This window comes from Streptomyces sp. NPDC051913 (genome assembly GCF_044593635.1).
Classification (GTDB): Bacteria; Actinomycetota; Actinomycetes; order Streptomycetales; family Streptomycetaceae; genus Streptomyces.
On sequence record NZ_JBIUCI010000001.1, the window covers coordinates 798,707 to 816,408 of the forward strand.

Sequence of the window (17,702 nt, forward strand, 5' to 3'; positions counted from 1 at the left end):
GTGCTCTCCCTACCGGAACCGGAACGCCTTCATGAGCCTCAGGCTGCGGCTCATGAACTGGGCGTACTTCTCGTCGTCCATCCCCAGCGACGGAGCCATCGGCAGCAGCCGCTGCTGGGCGACCGTCTGGGCCTCGGTGTACTTGAGGATGCCCTCGGAGCCGTGGCGGCGGCCGAGGCCGGAGTCCTTCATGCCGCCCATCGGGGACTGGACGCTGCCGTAGGCGGGCGCGTAGCCCTCGTTGACGTTGACGGTGCCGGTGCGCAGCCGGGCGGCGACCTCACGACCGCGTCGGCCGTCCTTCGTCCAGACCGAGGAGTTGAGGCCGTACGAGGTGGAGTTGGCCTGGGTGATGGCCTCCTCCTCGTCCTTGAAGCGGTAGATCGACACCACCGGGCCGAAGGTCTCCTCGGCGCAGATCGCCATCGGCTCGGTCACACCGTCGAGGATGGTCGGCTCGAAGAAGTAGGGGCCGATGTCCGGGCGGGCGACGCCTCCGGCGACGACCTCGGCGCCCTTGGCGACGGCCTCCTCCACATGCCGGGTGACGGTCTCCAGCTGCCGCTCGCCGACCAGGGAGCCCATGTCGGCGCCGTAGGCGAGGGACTTGCCGAGCCGCATGGCCTTGGTGCGGGCGGCGAAGCGCGCCAGGAAGGCGTCGGCGACCGACTCGTGGACGTACAACCGCTCGATGGAGATGCAGAGTTGGCCGGCGGAGGAGAAGCAGGCGCGGACGGCGCCGGCCGCGGCCTTCTCGATGTCCGCGTCCTCGAGCACCAACATCGCGTTCTTGCCGCCGAGTTCGAGGGAGACCCCGACGAGGCGGGCGGCCGCGCCCTGGGCGACCTCGCGGCCGGTGCGGGTGGAGCCGGTGAAGGAGACGTAGTCGGCGTGCCGCACGACCTCGGGGCCGACGACGGGGCCCTCGCCGAGGACGACCTGGAAGACGTCGGCGGGCAGACCCGCCTCGATGAGCAGGTCGCGCGCCCACAGGGCGGTCAGGCAGGTCTCGGTGTCGGGCTTCATGACGACCGCGTTGCCCGCGACGAACGCGGGGATGGCGTCGCCGACCGACAGTTCCAGCGGATAGTTCCAGGGGGCGATCTGGCCGACCACACCACGCGGATGACGGAGCTCGGTGACGCGCGTGAGCGTGGGCATGGCGCCCGCGTGCCGCTTCGGCCGCAGATAGGAAGGTGCCTTACGGCCGTAGTGCCGGGCCGCGACGGCGATGGCCTGCACCTCCTCATGGGCGTGCAGACGTGCCTTGCCGGTCTCCAGCTGGATGAGGTCGAGGACCTCGGCCTGGCGTTCGAGCACCAGGTCGTGGAAGCGGAGCAGCACGGCCGCGCGCTGCCGTACGGGAGTCTGCGCCCACACCGCCTGTGCCGCGCGGGCCGCCTCGAAGGCCTTCGCCACGTCCTCGGGCGTCGACTCGGGCAGGTCGGCCAGCTTCTCGCCGGTGAACGGCGTGTGGTTGGCGGTGCGACCGGAGCCGACCACGCCCTTGGTGAGCTGCGCGACCAGCTCCGGGGTGACCACGTCGGCGGCGGTACGGGCGCCCTCCGGGGCGGGGGCGAGGGGATTGGTGCCGGTCAGTTCCGGGGCCTGCGAGTCCGTCATGACGCGCAGGGTATGCCGGGTCGGGGACTTTGGGTACCCGGCGGTAACAGGGATTCACCGACCGCACACACGGCGCCAGCGATCACTGGCTGCAAACGCGCTGATCAGGGCGTTGTGCGGGGACGATCACGGACGTTGTCACCTCAAGAGGCGGCTTTCTCGATTTCGAGCCGGTCCCGCGCCGCCTTGAACACCGAGGTCCCCTCCTTCTCGTCCGGAGTGCCCTTGGGCATGTCGACGCGGAGCTCGTACATCCGGCCGTCGCCGGTGGTGACGACCAGCTGCATGACCCGGGTGGGGCGGCCCTCCTCGGCGTCGTAGGTGGTGTCGGCGACCACGGCGGGCCGGCCCTGAAGGCTGGTCTCCGTGAACTGGGTGTCCGCCGCTCCGATCCTCGCCCACTCGTCGGCCTGCTGCTTCGCCCGGCCCATGGGCGTGGCGGGGGCCGCGTCCCATTCGCTGAGGCGGAGCTGCACCTCACCGCCCTCATAGATCACCATCCGCGGCTGGTCGGTGGCGTCGCCCTGCCGGTGGTCCTCCTGGTACCGGCTCGGGACGTAGAGGACGGCCTCCATGTCCTTCTCCCGGGTCCGGCTCCAGGACTCGTCGGCGACGTCCGTGGCGGCGGCGGCCGGGGCGGAGCCGTACTGGGGCTCGGCGACGCTGATGGGCGCGGGTTCGGGTTCGGCCAGGACATAGGACGCGCCGAGCCCCACGCCACCGGCGAGCGCGGCACCGAGCAGGGCGGCGGGGAGCGGGCGGCGCAGCAGACGCGGCTTCGGCCTCGGGAGCGGTACGACGGTGGTGTCCGGCCGCGCTTCCGGTACGACGGTGCTGTCCGGGCGTGCGGCCGGCTCGGACTTCTTGAGGCGTACGGTGCCCGAGTCCTCGCCCAACTCGGTTATGCGGTCGGGATTCTGGACGGCGACGACCGGTGTCTGCGTGAGCGACGGCACCGGCCATCCCTCGGCCACCGCGTCCAGCACCTCGGCGGCCTCCTCCGCGTCCGGCCGCCGGTCCGGGTCCTTCGCCAGCAGCCCGGTGATGAGCGGCCCGAGGGACCCGGCCCGTGCCGGCTCGGGCGGCTCGTGGGAGAGGACCGCGGCGAGGGTGGACTCCACCGTCGTACGCCGGAAGGGCGGCTCCCCCTCGACGGCGGCGTACAGCAACACACCCAGGGACCACAGGTCGGACGACGGGCCCGCGCCCTTGCCGGACATCCGCTCGGGCGCGACGAAGTCGAGCGAGCCGACGAACTCCCCGCTGACGGTGAGGGATTCCTCCCCCTGGACGTGGGCGATGCCGAAGTCGGTGAGGACGACCCGGCCGTGCGTGCCGAGCAGGACGTTGGCGGGCTTCACGTCGCGGTGGACGATGCCGACGGAGTGCGCGGCGCGCAGGGCGCCGAGGACGGCGCGGCCGATACGGGCCGACTCGGCGGGGGTCACGGGCCCGCGCTGGAGGACCTCGTGCAGGGACTCGCCCCGGATCAACTCCATGACGATCCAGGGCAGTCCGTCCTCCACGACGACGTCATGGATGGAGACGGCGGCGGGGTGGTCGACCCGGGCCGCGGCACGGGCCTCGCGGTACAGCCGGTGCGAGGCCCGCTGATGGGCCTCGTCCTCCGGGTCGCCGGGCAACCTCGGCTGTTTCACGGCGACCTCACGGTCCACGAGCTCGTCGAGCGCCCGCCAGACGGTACCCATCCCGCCCGACCCGATGCGCTCGACGAGCCGGTAACGCCCGCCTATGAGTCGTCCCTTGGGGCTCGCGCCGCCCCCGTCGTTGCTCATGTCCCCATCAGTACCGTGCGGCGCGGTGGGTTGTCGACGCGGGGCGGCCGCGGTGAGGCTAGAGCACGTCGACGTCCAGGTTGGCGATGGCGGTCTTCGCCACCTCCTGGCCACGGGCGGCGAAGTCGCCCTTCCGCGGGTAACTGATGGTGAGCTTGTACATGTCGCCCTTGGAGGTCTTGTAGTAGAAGATCTGCATCTCGCGGGGGCGCGGGTTCTGCGTGTCGTCGGTCGTGTACTGGATCGTGTTCTGGGCGGCCTGCTTGCCCTGGTACGAGACCCCGCCGTCCGTCTTCGTCGTCGGGTTCTCCGGCATCTGGAGTTCGTACTCGCCGTTGTCCTTGAACTGCTTGTTGTCCTCGTACATCTCGGCGGCGGCGGAGTCCGCGATGCTGTCGCTGGTGTCCTCGGCCTTCTTGTCCAGTCGCAGGCCGATCCAGATGCTGCCGCTCCAGTCGGTGTACGTGACCCAGTGCGCCTCGTCGGTCTTCCGGTCGGGGTAGCCCGGCTGGTACTCCGCGGGCACCGCCAGCGACGCGGCAACGTCCTTCTCGTGCACCGTCTTCCAGCCGTCCGGCAACGGCCCCGCGAACGGGTCGGCGATCACCAGACACGCCGCCACCGCCGCGGCGACGACCACCGCGCCGAGCCCGATCAGCGTCCTGCGGCCCAGCCGGATGCCCTTCGGGGAACCCTCGGCCAGCCGCACGAGCTGCGTCGGCGCCGGAGCCGGCGGGGCGGCGGCCTTCTCCAGCAGCGCCCGCACCTGGGCGGCGTTCGGGCGGCGGCCCGGCTCCTTCTGGAGCAGCCCGGTGATGACCTCGGCGAGCGGTCCGGACGCGGCGGCCGGCGCGGCGGGCGTGGCGTTGAGGACGGACTGGAGGGTGGCCGGCGTGTTGCTGCGGCGGAACGGCGACACGCCCTCCGTCGCCGCGTACAGCACGACGCCCAGGGACCACAGGTCGGACGCCGGGCCCGGCCGCTGCCCCAGCACCCGCTCCGGGGCGATGTACTCCGGCGAGCCGACGAAGCCGCCGGTGTCGGTCAGATTGGTCTCGCCCTCGATCTGGGCGATGCCGAAGTCGGTGAGGACGACCCGGCCGTGCGTGCCGAGCAGGACGTTGGCGGGCTTCACGTCCCGGTGCAGGATGCCCGCCGCGTGCGCGGCCTCCAGTGCCGCCAGCACCTCCAGGCCGATTCTCGCCGCCTCGCGCGCCCCGAGGGTGCCCTCCTGCAAGGCGTCGCCCAAGGAACGTCCCTGCACCAGCTCCATGACGATCCACGGCCGGCCGTCGACGATCGCGACGTCGTGGACGTTCACGACCGCCGGGTGATCGAGACGGGCCGCCGCCCGCGCCTCGCGCCGCATCCGCTCGAAGGCGTTGGCGCGTTCCCGCTCGGGAAGGTGGTCGGGTACGCGGGGTTCCTTGACGGCGACCTCACGGTCCACCGTCTCGTCCTTGGCCCGCCACACCGTCCCCATGCCGCCGTGCCCGAGCTTGGCCAGCAGGCGGTAGCGTCCGGCGATCAACCGGCCGGTGCCGGGGTCGGGTAGGGGCGCCGTCTGCTGCGGCACGACCTGGGTGGGGGTCGCGTACGGGTTGTCGGGGTGCGGCACCGCCATGGGCGGGTTCGGCGGTCGCAGACCGAAACTCGTGGGCTCGTCGGACCCGTGAGGGGCTCCCCCGTTGCTGCTCATGGGTCCGTTCATATCGCGGCAGGCGCTCAGGTATCCAGCCAGAACGCTTGCCGGTCACAGACCCGTGACCAATCCCTGTCATGGCCGTCGACGCGCGCGCAGCACCGCCGTCAGCGCGCCCCGCAGCGAACGCCGCTCGACGCCCGGCATCTGTCCCGTCTCCAGAAAGGTCCGCAGCATCCGCTCCGCCGACTCCGCGTCCAGCCGCCGCTCCGGATTGCGCTCCAGCAGCCCTCGTACGACCGGCAGAATCGGCGCGGCCTGCGCGGGCGGCCGTAGCTCGGCGGCGAGGACGGCGTGCAGCACGCCGCTCAACGAGTCACGCCGGAACGGCGACTCACCGCTGACGGCCGCGCACAGCAGCGCGCCCACCGACCACAGGTCGGACGCGGGGCCGGTGCTGAGCCCGGAGATCCGCTCCGGCGCGGTGTACTCGGGCGAGCCGACGAAGGAACCGGCCTCCGTGAGCGTCGTGGCGCCCGAGACCCGCGCGACACCGAAGTCGGTGAGCACGACGCGCCCCGTACCGGCCTCCAGCAGGACGTTCGCGGGCTTGATGTCCCGGTGCAGGACCCCGGCCGCGTGCGCCGCGCGCAACGCGCCCAGCAGATCGGCGCCGATCCGCGCGGCCTCGACGGCATCGACCGGGCCGTGCCCGGCGATCCGGTCGGCGAGGGAGCCTCCGTCGACCAACTCCATGACCAGGTAGGGCCGTTCATCGTGCTCGACGACATCGTGCAGGCCGATGATGTGCGGGTGCCGCAACTGCGCGACAGCACTCGCCTCCCGCAGCGTCCGCTCCCGCTGCCAACGCGCCTCGGCCTGCGACAGCGTCTCGTCCAGGGACAGTTCCTTGACCGCCACCCGCCGCCCGAGCAGCAGATCGGTGGCCCGCCACACCACACCCATGCCACCCCGCCCGAGCCGAACCTCCAGGCGATAACGCCCCGCTATGACACGGAAGTTGTCCCCCTGGGTCCCCATGAGCCCCATGATGCCGCGCCGGACGGGCCGCTTCCGGGGCGGTGACCGGCCAAGTTCAAGCGGATCAGGCCGGGTTCGGCTGCCAGCTGCGCAGGATGAAGTCGAACTGCTTGCTGGTGGTGGCCCAGTCGGCCGAGGGGGCGGACGCGTAGATGGCGTACTCGATGCCGTCGCGGTCTATGAAGCCCACGTCGATCGCGCGGTACGGCGCCGCGAAGTAGTGCGGCGGGTCCTTGGCCAGCGCGTCCCAGGTGTACTCCCAGCGGGATCCCGGCCGGTCCCGGAAGAGCTCCTCCTTGAGGGTCAGCCGCTGGTAGTGCCGCAACCCCGAGACCTTGACCTCCAGGTCACTCATGTGCCGGTACGAGGTGTCGAAGTCCGGCGCGGTGTCGACGGCGACCCGTACGAGGTGCTTGCCGTTGTCGGGCGAGTAGTCGATCTGCTGGAGGCCGTCCTGGTTGATGGAGACGGTCCGTGACCAGCCCTTCGGCAGGTAGACGGTGAAGCCCGCGGGATCCTCGCGCTTCTCCCAACCGGCGGGAACCGTCCCCTGGTCGGCTCCCCCGCTGGGAGAGCCACTGGCGCTCGGATCCGGCGAGGTGGCGGCGGAGCCGCTGGGACCGTCCGTGCCGAACTGCTGCAACGCGACCGCGCCCCCCGCCCCCACGATCGCCGCGACGGCGACGACGAGGGCGAACGTACGCAGGCCCCGGCGACGCCTCGGCGCGGGAGCGGCCGGGGCAGAGCCCACGGTGACCGGCGGGTACGGCGTGGCCGTGGCCGACGGATACGGCGTGTCGGCCGCCTGCGACCTCGTGCCGAAGGCCGGCGCCGCGCCGAACGTCTGTGGCGTGGTCCCGGTCCCGTACGGCCCGTGTTGCGTCGGCACCTGCGCCGCGCTGGACCGCCGCCCCTCGGCCACCTCCGCGAGCATCTGCTCGGCCTGTGCCGCGGTCGGCCGCTCGGCCGGATCCTTGCGGAGCAGTGCCGTGAGGACAGGACCCAGCGCACCGGCGTGAGCCGGCACGGCCGGTTCCTCCTCGACGACCGCCTGCATGGTGCCGAGCGGAGAGGTGCGGCGGAACGGCGAGCGGCCCTCGACGGCGGTGTAGAGGGTCGCGCCGAGGGCCCAGAGGTCGGAGGCCGGGCCCGGGTCGTGGCCGCGGACCCGCTCGGGGGCGAGGTAGTCGACGGAGCCGACGACCTCGCCGGTGCGGGTGATCGTCGTGTCGCCCTCGATCTGGGCGATGCCGAAGTCGGTGAGCAGGACGCGGCGGTCGTGGGAGAGCAGGACGTTGCCGGGTTTCACGTCGCGGTGCAGGACACCGGCGTCGTGCGCGGCGCGCAGCGCGCGCAGCACCCACAGGCCGATACGGGCGGCCTCGGCGGGCTCGATGGGGCCGTCCTGCTTGACCGCGTCCGCCAGCGAGCGGCCCTCGACCAGCTCCATCACGATCCACGGACGGGCGTCGTGATCGAGGACGTCATGGACGGTGACGACGGCGGAGTGGTTGATCCGGGCCGCCGCACGGGCCTCGGCGCGGGTGCGGTGGAGCAGCCGCTCCTGGTCGCTCTCGGAGACGTACAGGGCAGCGGTCAGCTCTTTGATGGCGACAGCCCGGTGCAGCACTTCGTCGTGGGCCCGCCACACGCGGCCCATGCCACCGCTGCCGATGGTGTCGGCGAGCCGGTAGCGGCCCGCGATGAGCAGGCCCTGCATCTGATTCACGTTGCCCCGCAATGGTCTTGACAAGGTCAGCGTAAGGACCGGTCCGTACGCAGGGAACCACGGGGGCGCCAAGGAAACGGCACTGTGACAGTTGTCGCTTTCACCAGCCGGACGCAACCGTCACCGAGCGCGCTCAGCCGGTCACTTCGTAGGTCGCCGAGGCCTGTTCGTACAGCCGCGTGACCTCGTCCCGCTCCGCCTCCGGTCCCCGTACCTGCACCACGTGGTACTTCCCGCCGACGAGGATCGCCAGGTTGCGCACGAACAGCTCGCGCCCCGCGCTGTCGGTCCAGGTGAACTGCCCCTCGGCCATGGTCCGCCCGCCCACCGAGATCGTCTTCAGCCCGGAGGCGCTGGCCCAGCTGGAGTCGCGGTACGGCTGAAGCTCCCGCTCGTCCTCCCGCTGGTAGGCCATGGGGTCCTCGCCGTACTCGTCCGCGCTGTCCCGTCCGGGTACGAGGATCAGGTCGAAGTCGCCGTGCGAGTACACCACCTGACCGCGGCCGTTCTTCGGCGTACGGTCCCAGCCGTCGGCCACGGCGACGCGGAAGCCGGCCGCGTCGGAGCGCAGGGTGAAGCCGTCGGCCACGTCGGGGCCGTCGCCGGACTGCGGCTCGGCCGAACTGCTGCTGTCGTCGGCCTTCGGGGTGGTCTGCTCGGGCCGGGGCTCACTGCTGGCGTCCTGCTGCGGCGCCTCGCTGACCTCACCGGCGGCACCGGTCCGGTCGCCGGCTCCGGTCCCGCCGGCGCCGTCCGCCGAGTCCGACTTCGGCATGAACAGCATCGCGTACGCGATCGCCCCGGCCATCAGCAGCAGCACCAGCAGAAGCAGCGTGCGGCCGAGCCTGCGCGGGGAGGCCTCCTCCTGCCGGGCGGCCTTGGCCCGCTTGTGGCGGCCGTGCGCACTGGTCGCGGGCAGGCCGGCGCGCCGCCTGCGCACCAGCTCGCCCCGCCGCCGTACGACGGGCAGCCGGCTGCCCTCCACGGGCGGCGTGGCGACGACATACGCACCGGCCTCCGGCTCCGGCGCGGACCGCACGAGCGAGCGCAGCCAGCCCCGCAGTTCCTCGAAGTCCAGCCGCTCGGTGGGGTCCTGGCGCAGCAGCGACTCCACGACCGGACGGAGCGGCCCGCACTCCTCGGCGAAGGCCGGCGGCTCGGCGCACACCATCTGCACCAGCTCGGCGGTCGACTCCTCCGGGTACGGCGCATGCCCCTGCACGGCCCGGAACAGCAGCGCCCCCAGCGCCCACAGGTCGGTCGCGGGCCCGATCGGCGCGGCCAGCTGCCAGTTCTCGTGGACGGGTCCGGCCTGCTCCGGCGCCCACCGCTCGGTCACCGGCCCGACGACGGCCATCCTCGCCTGCCGCGCCCGCTCGGCGGCCAGCGCGGTGGCGGGACCACGGGACGCGGGCACGGCGGCGGCGAGCTCGTCCCAACGACCGGGCGCGGGCGAGGAGTCGGGCCCGGCCCCGGGGGGCAGTGCGGCGGTACGCCCCTGGCCTCCACCGGGCAACGCGACACCACCAGCGCCAGGGCCTCCACCGGGCAATGCGGCACCACCAGCGCCGGGCCGTCCGCCAGGCAACGCGACGCCACCAGCGCGGGGTGCGCCCGCGCCGCCAACGCCGGGAGCGCCCGTGCCACCGGCACGGGGACCCGCCCCCGGCCAGGAGTCGGCCCGCACCCCGTAGGGGTCGGCTATCTGCCCGGGAGGCGTGGCCCCGGGCCGCCGGGGCTCCTCCCGGCCGGGCGTGACGGCCCCACCCAGGGGCCCGGGGCCGGGCACCGCCCACCCCGTCTCACCGGGGCGCGGGGTGCCCGGCACGATCCGGGCGCCGCCAGTCGCGCCGTACGGCGGCGTCGGCCCGCCGTCGGCACCGGCGCCGACACCTGCGCCGGTCGCGGGTTCCCCTTCGGGCGCCGGGAGGGCGCCGGGCAGGGCCGCGTGGCCGTTCTGCTGGGCTTCCTGGACGCGGGCGGCGGCCCGGGCCCCCGCGCGATACGCGGCGATCGCCCCTGCCCGCGCCGCCCGGACATCCCCGCCGGTCGTCTCCACGGCCCGGCGCGCCACCGCGCCCGAACCGCCCGACCCACCCCCGCCGTTCGTCGTGTCGCCGCCGAGCCCCGGCAGCCCACCGGCCTCCCGAGCCTCGATCGCGGCCCGCCGCGCGGCCTCGGGATCCATCGCGCTCGCGGGACCACTCACCGCTGCCGCGCCCCGGAAGGTCCCCGGCACGTCGGGCGCGCCTGACACACCCGGCCCACCCGGCGCCCCGCTCCCGCGTCCGGCGCCCCCGTCACTCTCCGGAGCCGGCACCGGGTCGTACCCGCACAGCGCCTCCTCCGCCGCGCCGACCGCGAGGCCGGTCAGCATCACGCGGCCGTCGTCGCAGACGAGCACCGTGCGGGCGGTGATGTTCCGGTGCACCCAGCCGTGGGCGTGCAGCACCCGCAGGGCCATGAGGACGTCGGAGGCGACCTCCGCCGCCCGGTACGGCGTCAGCGGCTTCTCCGCGAGCAGCGCGGCCAGCGACCGCGCGGCCACCAACTCGCTCACTATCCACAGCGACCCGCCCTCGGCGAACACGTCGAAGACCTGGTCGAGCCGCGGATGGTCGGGGATCGAGGCAGCGGCCTGAGCGGCCTCCACCGCGCGCCGCACGGCGGGATCGGTCGGCCGGCGCGTACTGCCCCGAGCCGCTGAGCCGGAGCGTCGAACTCCCCTGTTCCGGGGGTCCCTTGCCGTGAAACCGTCCGGCAGACCCTCCGCGTCGAGCACCTCCGCCTCGACGACCTCGGGCAACGGCACCTGCCTGACCAGGACTTCCTGCCCACTGTAGGTGTCGAAGGCCCGGGTCTCGGCGAGTTCGTACTCATCGGAGGGCGGCAGCGGCAGGCGGTAGCGGTCGGCGAGTACCCGTCCCGCATAGTCGTCCACGTTGCCTCCCCCGGCAGCCCGGTCGGTCAATTCCGTTCGCCTCACGTGCCGTTCCGCACCCCTACCTGGATGCGTACGGTCCGCAAGCACTCACGATACGTGCCGGAGGCAACCCGCAAAGAGGGGATGCCAGATCTCATGTCCGAAACGCGGGACCGGTCACCGCACGGTCACTTCACGATTTCGGTTCGAACGTCTTCGCGAGCGTCCGCCAGGTGTCCTTGCGCAGCTCGGTGCCCCAATTGGCGGCTTTCGCCGTGTACATCAGCGCATATCCGAGATGGTCGTTCACGACGAACCCCCGGTCTGTCGTCCGGTACTTGGTCCCGCCCTCGGTGTAGGTGAACTCCCAGTCGGCCGCGAGCCAGCCCCGGTAATCCACCTCGGCTATGCGGACGCGCTGGTACGCCGAGCGCACCATGTACTGCTCCTGGTTCTTCCAGTCCGCCACCGGGTCGCCCTTCGGCGTGGACGTCCAGGCGACCAGCAGCTTCTGACCGTCGGGGCCGGTGAAACGATCCCCCGCCGACCCCGAGGACTGGAACTTCCACCCCTTGGGCAGCCCGATCGAGTACCCCTGGCCGCCCTTGTACTGCTTCACCGCGGTGCTGCCCTCGTCGGCCGAACCGCCCGCCTCGCTACCGCCGGTCGCGCTGGGACTGTTGCTCGGCGTGCTCCCGGACGTGGCTCCGGTCTCCGCCGAGGCGCTGGCCCGACCGTCCGTCTGAGCGGCGCCACCGCCCTTGTCCTCCTTGGTGGAGGCACTCGCACTCGGGCTCGCACTGGCCGAGGCCTTGGCGCCGCCGCCCGCGGAGTCGGCGGACGCGTCGTCGTCCCCGCCGAGCGTGAGGGCCAGCACGGCCGCGACCACGGCGAGCACCACGACCACGGCGATGATCACCAGCGTCCGCCGCGGCACCACATCGGTGATCGGCGCCCTCGGCACCGGCCGCGGAGGCAGATCCGGCGGCGTCATCACGGGCCACCCCGAACTCGGCCCGCCCTGACCCGCGTTGCTCCCCGCACCCGCCGCCCCGGCCCCGCCGCCGGTCCTGGGACCGCTCACCCCAACCGAACGCGACCCGGAGGCAACCCCACCACCGACAGCGGCACCAGCCCCCGCACCGGAAGCAGCGCCACCAGCACCAGCGGTGCCGGAAGCCGGTTCGGCCCCCGAACCGCTCTTCCCCGTGCCGGACTTGGCCCGCGAGGCAGCCGCGGTCCCGGCAGCCCCCGCCGCCACCGCGGCCTTCCGCACGGAACGCAGCGCCCCCCGCAGCCGCTCCCCGCCCTCACCCCGGTCGGGCTGCGGAGGCAGCGGTACGACCTTCGTCGCGTCCGGCGCCGACGCCGGGTCGTCCGGCTTCGGCTCGGGTGCGTGGATCACCGCGTTGAGCATCACGCGGGCACCCGCGTCGTCGAGCCGCTTGTCGGGATCCTTGGTGAGCAGCCCGTAGATGACGTCCTTCAGCGGCCCCGCGTTCTTCGGCTCCTCCAGCGACTCGGTCATCACCGCGGTGAGCGTCGCGATCGCGGACCCCTTGTCGTACGGCGGCACGCCCTCCACCGACGCGTACAACAGCCCGCCCAGCGACCAGAGGTCGGCCGCGGGCCCCGGCTTGTGCCCTCGGGCACGCTCCGGGGAGATGTAGGAGGGCGCGCCGACCAGCATGCCGGTCGAGGTGATGGACGGGTCGCCCTCGACCTGGGCGATGCCGAAGTCGGTGAGCACGACCCGGCCGTCCTCGGAGATCAGCACGTTGGACGGCTTCACGTCCCGGTGCAGGATGCCCTCGCGATGCGCCGAACGCAGCACGTCGAGCACCGCGAGCCCGACCTCCGCCGCCCGCTTCGGCTCCAGCAGCCCGTCCTCACGGATGACCTCGGCGAGCGACTTGCCCTCGACGAGCTCCATCACGATCCACGGCCGGTCGTCCTCGTCGACCACGTCGAAGACCGTCACCGCGCTGTTGTTGCGGATCCGCGCGATGGCCTTGGCCTCCCGCAGCGTGCGCGTGATCAGCCGGCGCTTCTCCTCCTCGTCGATGCTGGAGGGGAACCGCAGCTCCTTCACGGCGACGATCCGGCCCAGGGTCTCGTCCTCGGCACGCCACACCGTGCCCATGCCGCCGCGGCCGAGCACTGCTCCCAACCGGTACCGCCCGGCGAGGAGACGTTCGCTCTTGTCCTGACGGGATGCCCCCGCCCGCTCCGCCTCCGACATGCGTCCCCTCATACAACCCGCCCTGACAGAGCCTCCATTGTCCCTCACCCGACAAGTGCCCGACGCCCAGGGTGCCCCTGACGACAAGCCGACCATCAGGGCGACCGAGCCCTCACAGCGCGTGGCGGCCACGCGCCGCAAAGGCGGCCCAAAGCCACCTCAAAGGCACACCGCGCCCGCCCCGCACCCGCACTTCGGCGACCACCCGACGCCGAGTTCCGGCCACCGTGGATGATGGGCGCGCCACCGGAGGAACCGCCGTGCCGAACAGGAGGACCCGCCGTGCCGCCGTTTCGGACCCTGCTGGCCGTACCCGTGTCCCTGGCGCTGCTCGCCCTGGCCCCGGCCGCCTCCTCCGCCCCCGCCGCACCGCCGACGGACGCGGTCCTCCCCCTGCTGCTCACCACGGGCAAGGCACCGGCCGCCGCCCTGCTGGCCCGCGAGGAGACGGGGACCCGCTACGCCGAGGCCGGACCCGGTATCGCCCGCGCCGACCACTTCCGCGCCGGCAGCATCACGAAGTCCTTCATCGCGACGGTGATCCTCCAACTGGCCGCGGAACACCGGCTGGCCCTGTCCGACACCGTCGACCGGCATCTGCCGGGTGTGGTGCGCGGCGCGGGCAACGACGGCCGCACCCTGACGCTGCGCGCGCTGCTCACCCACACCAGCGGTCTGAGCGACTTCACCGCGGACACCCGGGGCCTGGTCCCGCTCACCCCTCGTCAGGCCCTGCGCATCGCCCTCACCCACCCCCCGACCGGCCGCGGCCGTTACGTCTACTCCAACACCAACTACGTGCTGCTCGGCATGGTGATCAGACAGGTCACCGGCCACTCCTACGCCTTCGAGGCCGAGCGCCGCATCCTCGCTCCCCTGCGCCTGACCGGCACCTCCTTCCCTGGTTCGCGCACTTCGCTGCCCTCCCCGCACGGCCGCGCCCACGCGAGCGACGGCACCGATGTCACCGAGCTCGACCCGCGGGTGGCCGGGGCCGCGGGCGAGCTGGTGACCACGCTGGCCGACCTGGACCGCTTCTACGCGGCGCTCCTCGGCGGCCGGCTGCTGCCCTCGCGGTGGCTGCGCGAGATGCTCGACACCCGCGCCGCACACGGCCTGTACGGCATGGGGCTGTTTCCGGTGAAGCTGCCGTGCGGCACGACGGTGTGGGGGCACAACGGCCGTATCACCGGCAGCTACGTGCGCACCGCGGCCACCGTCGACGGACGTCGGGTCCTCACCTTCCGTGTGAACACGACCGCGATCGCATACCCCGCCCTCGAACCGGCCCTGCTCGCCGCCGAGTTCTGCCCCCGCACCTCGTAGAACGCCCGGGTTCCGAACGAAGATCCCGGCTCACGACACTCGTTCGAGTGACCTTCACCGAATCCCGCCGCCTCTCACAACGGCACGACGTCCGATTACAACGGCACGATGTCCGGCGCCCCCAGCCGCGCCGCGTCCGCCGTCAGGTCGTCCGGCTGGCGCTGTGACTCCCGCTCGGCCTCGACCCGCTTCTCGTAGTGCTCGATCTCCCGCTCGATCTGGTCCTTGTCCCAGCCCAGCACCGGCGCCATCAGCTCCGCGGCCTCGCGTGCGCTGCGGGTGCCCCGGTCGAAGGTCTCGATGGAGATGCGGGTCCGCCGGGTGAGCACGTCGTCCAGATGCCGTGCCCCCTCGTGCGAGGCGGCGTACACGACCTCGGCGCGCAGATAGTCCTCGGCCGCCTGCAGGGGCTCGCCCAGCGTGGGGTCCGCGGCGATGAGCTCCAGGACCTCCTCGGCCAGTGCGCCGAATCGGTTCAGCAGGTGTTCCACCCGCACCACGTGCAGTCCCGTGCGGGCGGCGATCCGGGCTCGCGCGTTCCACAGCGCGCGGTATCCCTCGGCGCCCAGCAGCGGCACGTCCTCCGTGACGCACTCGGCGACCCGCAGGTCCAGTCCGTGCACCGCCTCGTCCACCGCGTCCTTGGCCATGACCCGGTACGTCGTGTACTTGCCGCCCGCCACCACCACGAGCCCCGGCACCGGGTGGGCCACGGTGTGCTCGCGGGACAGCTTGCTCGTGGCGTCCGACTCGCCGGCCAGCAACGGTCGCAGGCCCGCGTAGACACCCTGGACGTCGTCGCGCGTCAGTGGCACCGCGAGCACCGAGTTCACGTGCTCCAGCAGATAGTCGATGTCCGCGCTGGACGCGGCCGGATGCGCCTTGTCGAGGTCCCAGTCGGTGTCCGTGGTGCCGATGATCCAGTGCCGGCCCCAGGGGATGACGAACAGGACGGACTTCTCGGTCCGCAGGATCAGTCCGGTCGTCGAGTGGATCCGGTCCTTGGGCACGACGAGGTGGATGCCCTTGGAGGCGCGTACGTGGAACTGGCCGCGCTCGCCCACCATGGCCTGGGTGTCGTCGGTCCACACGCCCGTCGCGTTGACGATCTGCTTGGCGCGGATCTCGTACTCCCCGCCCGCCTCGACGTCCTGGACGCGCGCGCCGACGACCCGTTCGCCCTCGCGCAGGAAGCCCGTCACGCGCGCGCGGTTGGCGACCGTGGCGCCGTACGCCGCCGCCGTGCGCACGAGCGTGGCGACGAAGCGGGCGTCGTCCATCTGGGCGTCGTAGTACTGCAAGGCGCCGACCAGGGCGTCCTTCTTCAACGCGGGCGCGACGCGCAGGGCGTGACGGCGGCTCAGGTGACGGTGCATCGGCAGCCCGCGTCCGTGCCCGCGCGCCATCGACATGGTGTCGTAGAGCGCGACGCCCGAACCGGCGTACAGCCGCTCCCAGCCCTTGTGCTGGAGCGGGTACAGGAAGGGCACCGGCTTCACCAGGTGCGGGGCGAGCCGCTCCAGCAGCAACCCGCGTTCCTTGAGCGCCTCCCGGACGAGCGCGAAGTCGAGCATCTCCAGATAGCGCAGGCCGCCGTGGATGAGCTTGCTCGACCTGCTCGACGTGCCCGACGCCCAGTCACGCGCCTCGACGAGGCCCACGGACAGGCCCCGCGTCACCGCGTCGAGGGCGGTGCCCGCGCCGACCACGCCGGCGCCCACCACCAGTAGGTCCAGCTCGCGCTCGGCCATTGATGCGAGTGCCTCGGCGCGCTGCGCCGGCCCCAGTGTCGCTGTCCTCACCGCTGCCTCCCGCTGTCGGTCACGCCGGTCACTCTTGAGGAGTGGCCCGGTCCGTATCCCTCATGCCCAAATTCTGACCGGCTTGCCCGACTTCAGCCACCAGTCGCCCCCAGCCTGTGGACAACTTCCAGGACACATGGACCGAACCCCAGGCCTCACAGGAAGACACACGGAATCAATGCCGCATATCAGTCATATTTCCTCCTAGTCTGACATTGCGCTCGCCCATCCTGTCCACCGGGCTTGCGCACCTGTCCCGCTTCGGTTACTGGGAAGGACGGTCCTCGCCATGCCCGCAGATCTCGCCGTCATCGGACTCGGCCCTTACGGACTGCCCCTGGCCCAGGCGGCCGTCGCCGCCGGCATCCCCACCCTCGGCTACCGCACCGGCCCCGAGACCGGCTCGCTCAGCCCCGCCGAACTGCGCCGGATGCTCTCGGGGGGCTTCCGGCCGGCCACCTCACCCGCCGAGCTCGGCCGGGTGCGTACGGCGGTCATCTGCGCGCCCACCCCGCGCGGCGCGGACGGCGGCCTCGACCTCAGCCAGGTGGAGGCCGCGGCCCGCACCCTCGCGGCGCAGCTGCGCCCGCACACCACCGTCATCCTGGAGTCGCCCGTCCCCCCGGGCACCACCGAGAACCTTCTCCGCCCCCTCCTCGAAGAGGGCTCCCGGCTCCGCGCGGGCCGCGACTTCCACCTCGCCTACTCGCCCAGCCGGGTCGACCCGGGCAACCGTGACTTCACCCCCGCCAACACCCCCAAGGTGATCGGCGGACTGACCCCGGCCTGCACCGAGTCCGCGGCCGCGTTCTACTCGCGCCTCACCGACAAGGTGGTACGCGCGCGTGGACTGCGCGAGGCGGAGACGGTCCAGCTCCTGGAGACCAACTTCCGGCACGTCAACATCGCCCTCGTCAACGAGATGGCCGTCGTCTGCCACGACCTCGGCGTCGACCTGTGGGACGTGGTGCGCTGCGCGGAGACCAAGCCCTTCGGCTTCCACGCCTTCCGCCCCGGCCCCGGCGTCGGCGGCCACGCGGTCCCGCAGGACCTGACCGGCGCGCCCGCCGGCCGTGGCCTGCGCATGGTGGAACTCGCCCAGCAGGTCAACAGCCAGATGCCGCGTTACGTCGTCCAGCGCGCCGCCACTCTCCTCAACGAGCACGGCAAGTCGGCGCGGGGTGCGCGCGTGCTCCTGCTCGGCGTGACGTACAAGCCCGACCTCGCCGACCAACAGGCCACCCCCGCCCGTGAGATCGCGGTCCGGCTGATGGAGCTCGGCGCCTCGGTCAGCTACCACGACCCGCACGTCCCCTCCTGGAACGTCCTGGACCGCCCGGTCCCCCGCGCGGACTCGCTCTACGAGGCCGCCGCCGACGCGGACCTGACGATCCTGCTCCAGCAGCACCGCACGTACGACCTCCAGGGCCTGTCGGTGAAGGCCCAGCTCCTGCTGGACACCCGGGGCGCCACCCCGACCGGGGCCGCGCACCGCCTCTGAGCGGAAGCCGCCCGGTCACGCGGCAAAAGTGGCCGCCCCCGGGACGAGAACGGGCGGCAAAAACGGCTGGTGGAGGC

At 72.7% G+C, this 17,702-nt stretch carries 10 protein-coding genes; 2 read left to right on the top strand and 8 right to left on the bottom strand.

The genetic code is table 11. The annotated features are described in order from the left end of the window. Positions 1-9: 9 nt before the first annotated feature. The 7 genes from ACIHIX_RS03680 to ACIHIX_RS03710 form a co-directional block, all read right to left on the bottom strand. Complete coding sequence (locus tag ACIHIX_RS03680) at positions 10-1,623, bottom strand: succinic semialdehyde dehydrogenase (protein ID WP_399949303.1); 1,614 nt, start codon at positions 1,621-1,623, stop codon at positions 10-12. Positions 1,624-1,766: 143 nt separating this feature from the next. Then, positions 1,767-3,419: a serine/threonine-protein kinase gene (locus ACIHIX_RS03685; protein WP_399949305.1), complete on the bottom strand. Its 1,653-nt coding sequence runs from the start codon at positions 3,417-3,419 to the stop codon at positions 1,767-1,769. 58 nt (positions 3,420-3,477) lie between these two features. Beyond that, on the bottom strand, positions 3,478-5,118 hold the full coding sequence (locus ACIHIX_RS03690) for a serine/threonine-protein kinase (protein ID WP_399949307.1): 1,641 nt from the start codon (positions 5,116-5,118) through the stop codon (positions 3,478-3,480). Positions 5,119-5,196: 78 nt separating this feature from the next. Continuing rightward, complete coding sequence (locus tag ACIHIX_RS03695) at positions 5,197-6,102, bottom strand: serine/threonine-protein kinase (protein WP_399949309.1); 906 nt, start codon at positions 6,100-6,102, stop codon at positions 5,197-5,199. A 64-nt stretch (positions 6,103-6,166) separates the two neighbouring features. Beyond that, positions 6,167-7,822: a serine/threonine-protein kinase gene (locus ACIHIX_RS03700; protein WP_399949311.1), complete on the bottom strand. Its 1,656-nt coding sequence runs from the start codon at positions 7,820-7,822 to the stop codon at positions 6,167-6,169. 142 nt (positions 7,823-7,964) lie between these two features. After that, complete coding sequence (locus ACIHIX_RS03705; protein ID WP_399949313.1) at positions 7,965-10,772, bottom strand: protein kinase; 2,808 nt, start codon at positions 10,770-10,772, stop codon at positions 7,965-7,967. Positions 10,773-10,947: 175 nt separating this feature from the next. Then, entirely contained in the window at positions 10,948-12,996 is a 2,049-nt protein-coding gene (locus ACIHIX_RS03710; RefSeq protein WP_399949315.1) for a serine/threonine-protein kinase, read from the bottom strand. A 282-nt stretch (positions 12,997-13,278) separates the two neighbouring features. Here ACIHIX_RS03710 and ACIHIX_RS03715 point away from each other — a divergent pair, with 282 nt between their 5' ends. Beyond that, a complete protein-coding gene (locus ACIHIX_RS03715) occupies positions 13,279-14,322 on the top strand; it encodes a serine hydrolase domain-containing protein (RefSeq protein WP_399949317.1) in 1,044 nt (347 codons plus the stop codon). 95 nt (positions 14,323-14,417) lie between these two features. Here the strand turns inward: ACIHIX_RS03715 and ACIHIX_RS03720 are convergent, their stop codons facing one another. Beyond that, on the bottom strand, positions 14,418-16,124 hold the full coding sequence (locus ACIHIX_RS03720; RefSeq protein WP_399949319.1) for a glycerol-3-phosphate dehydrogenase/oxidase: 1,707 nt from the start codon (positions 16,122-16,124) through the stop codon (positions 14,418-14,420). A 289-nt stretch (positions 16,125-16,413) separates the two neighbouring features. On the opposite strand from ACIHIX_RS03720, the gene ACIHIX_RS03725 reads away from it, so the two are divergent. Next, a complete protein-coding gene (locus ACIHIX_RS03725; RefSeq protein WP_399949321.1) occupies positions 16,414-17,625 on the top strand; it encodes a nucleotide sugar dehydrogenase in 1,212 nt (403 codons plus the stop codon). The last annotated feature ends 77 nt before the right edge of the window (positions 17,626-17,702 follow it).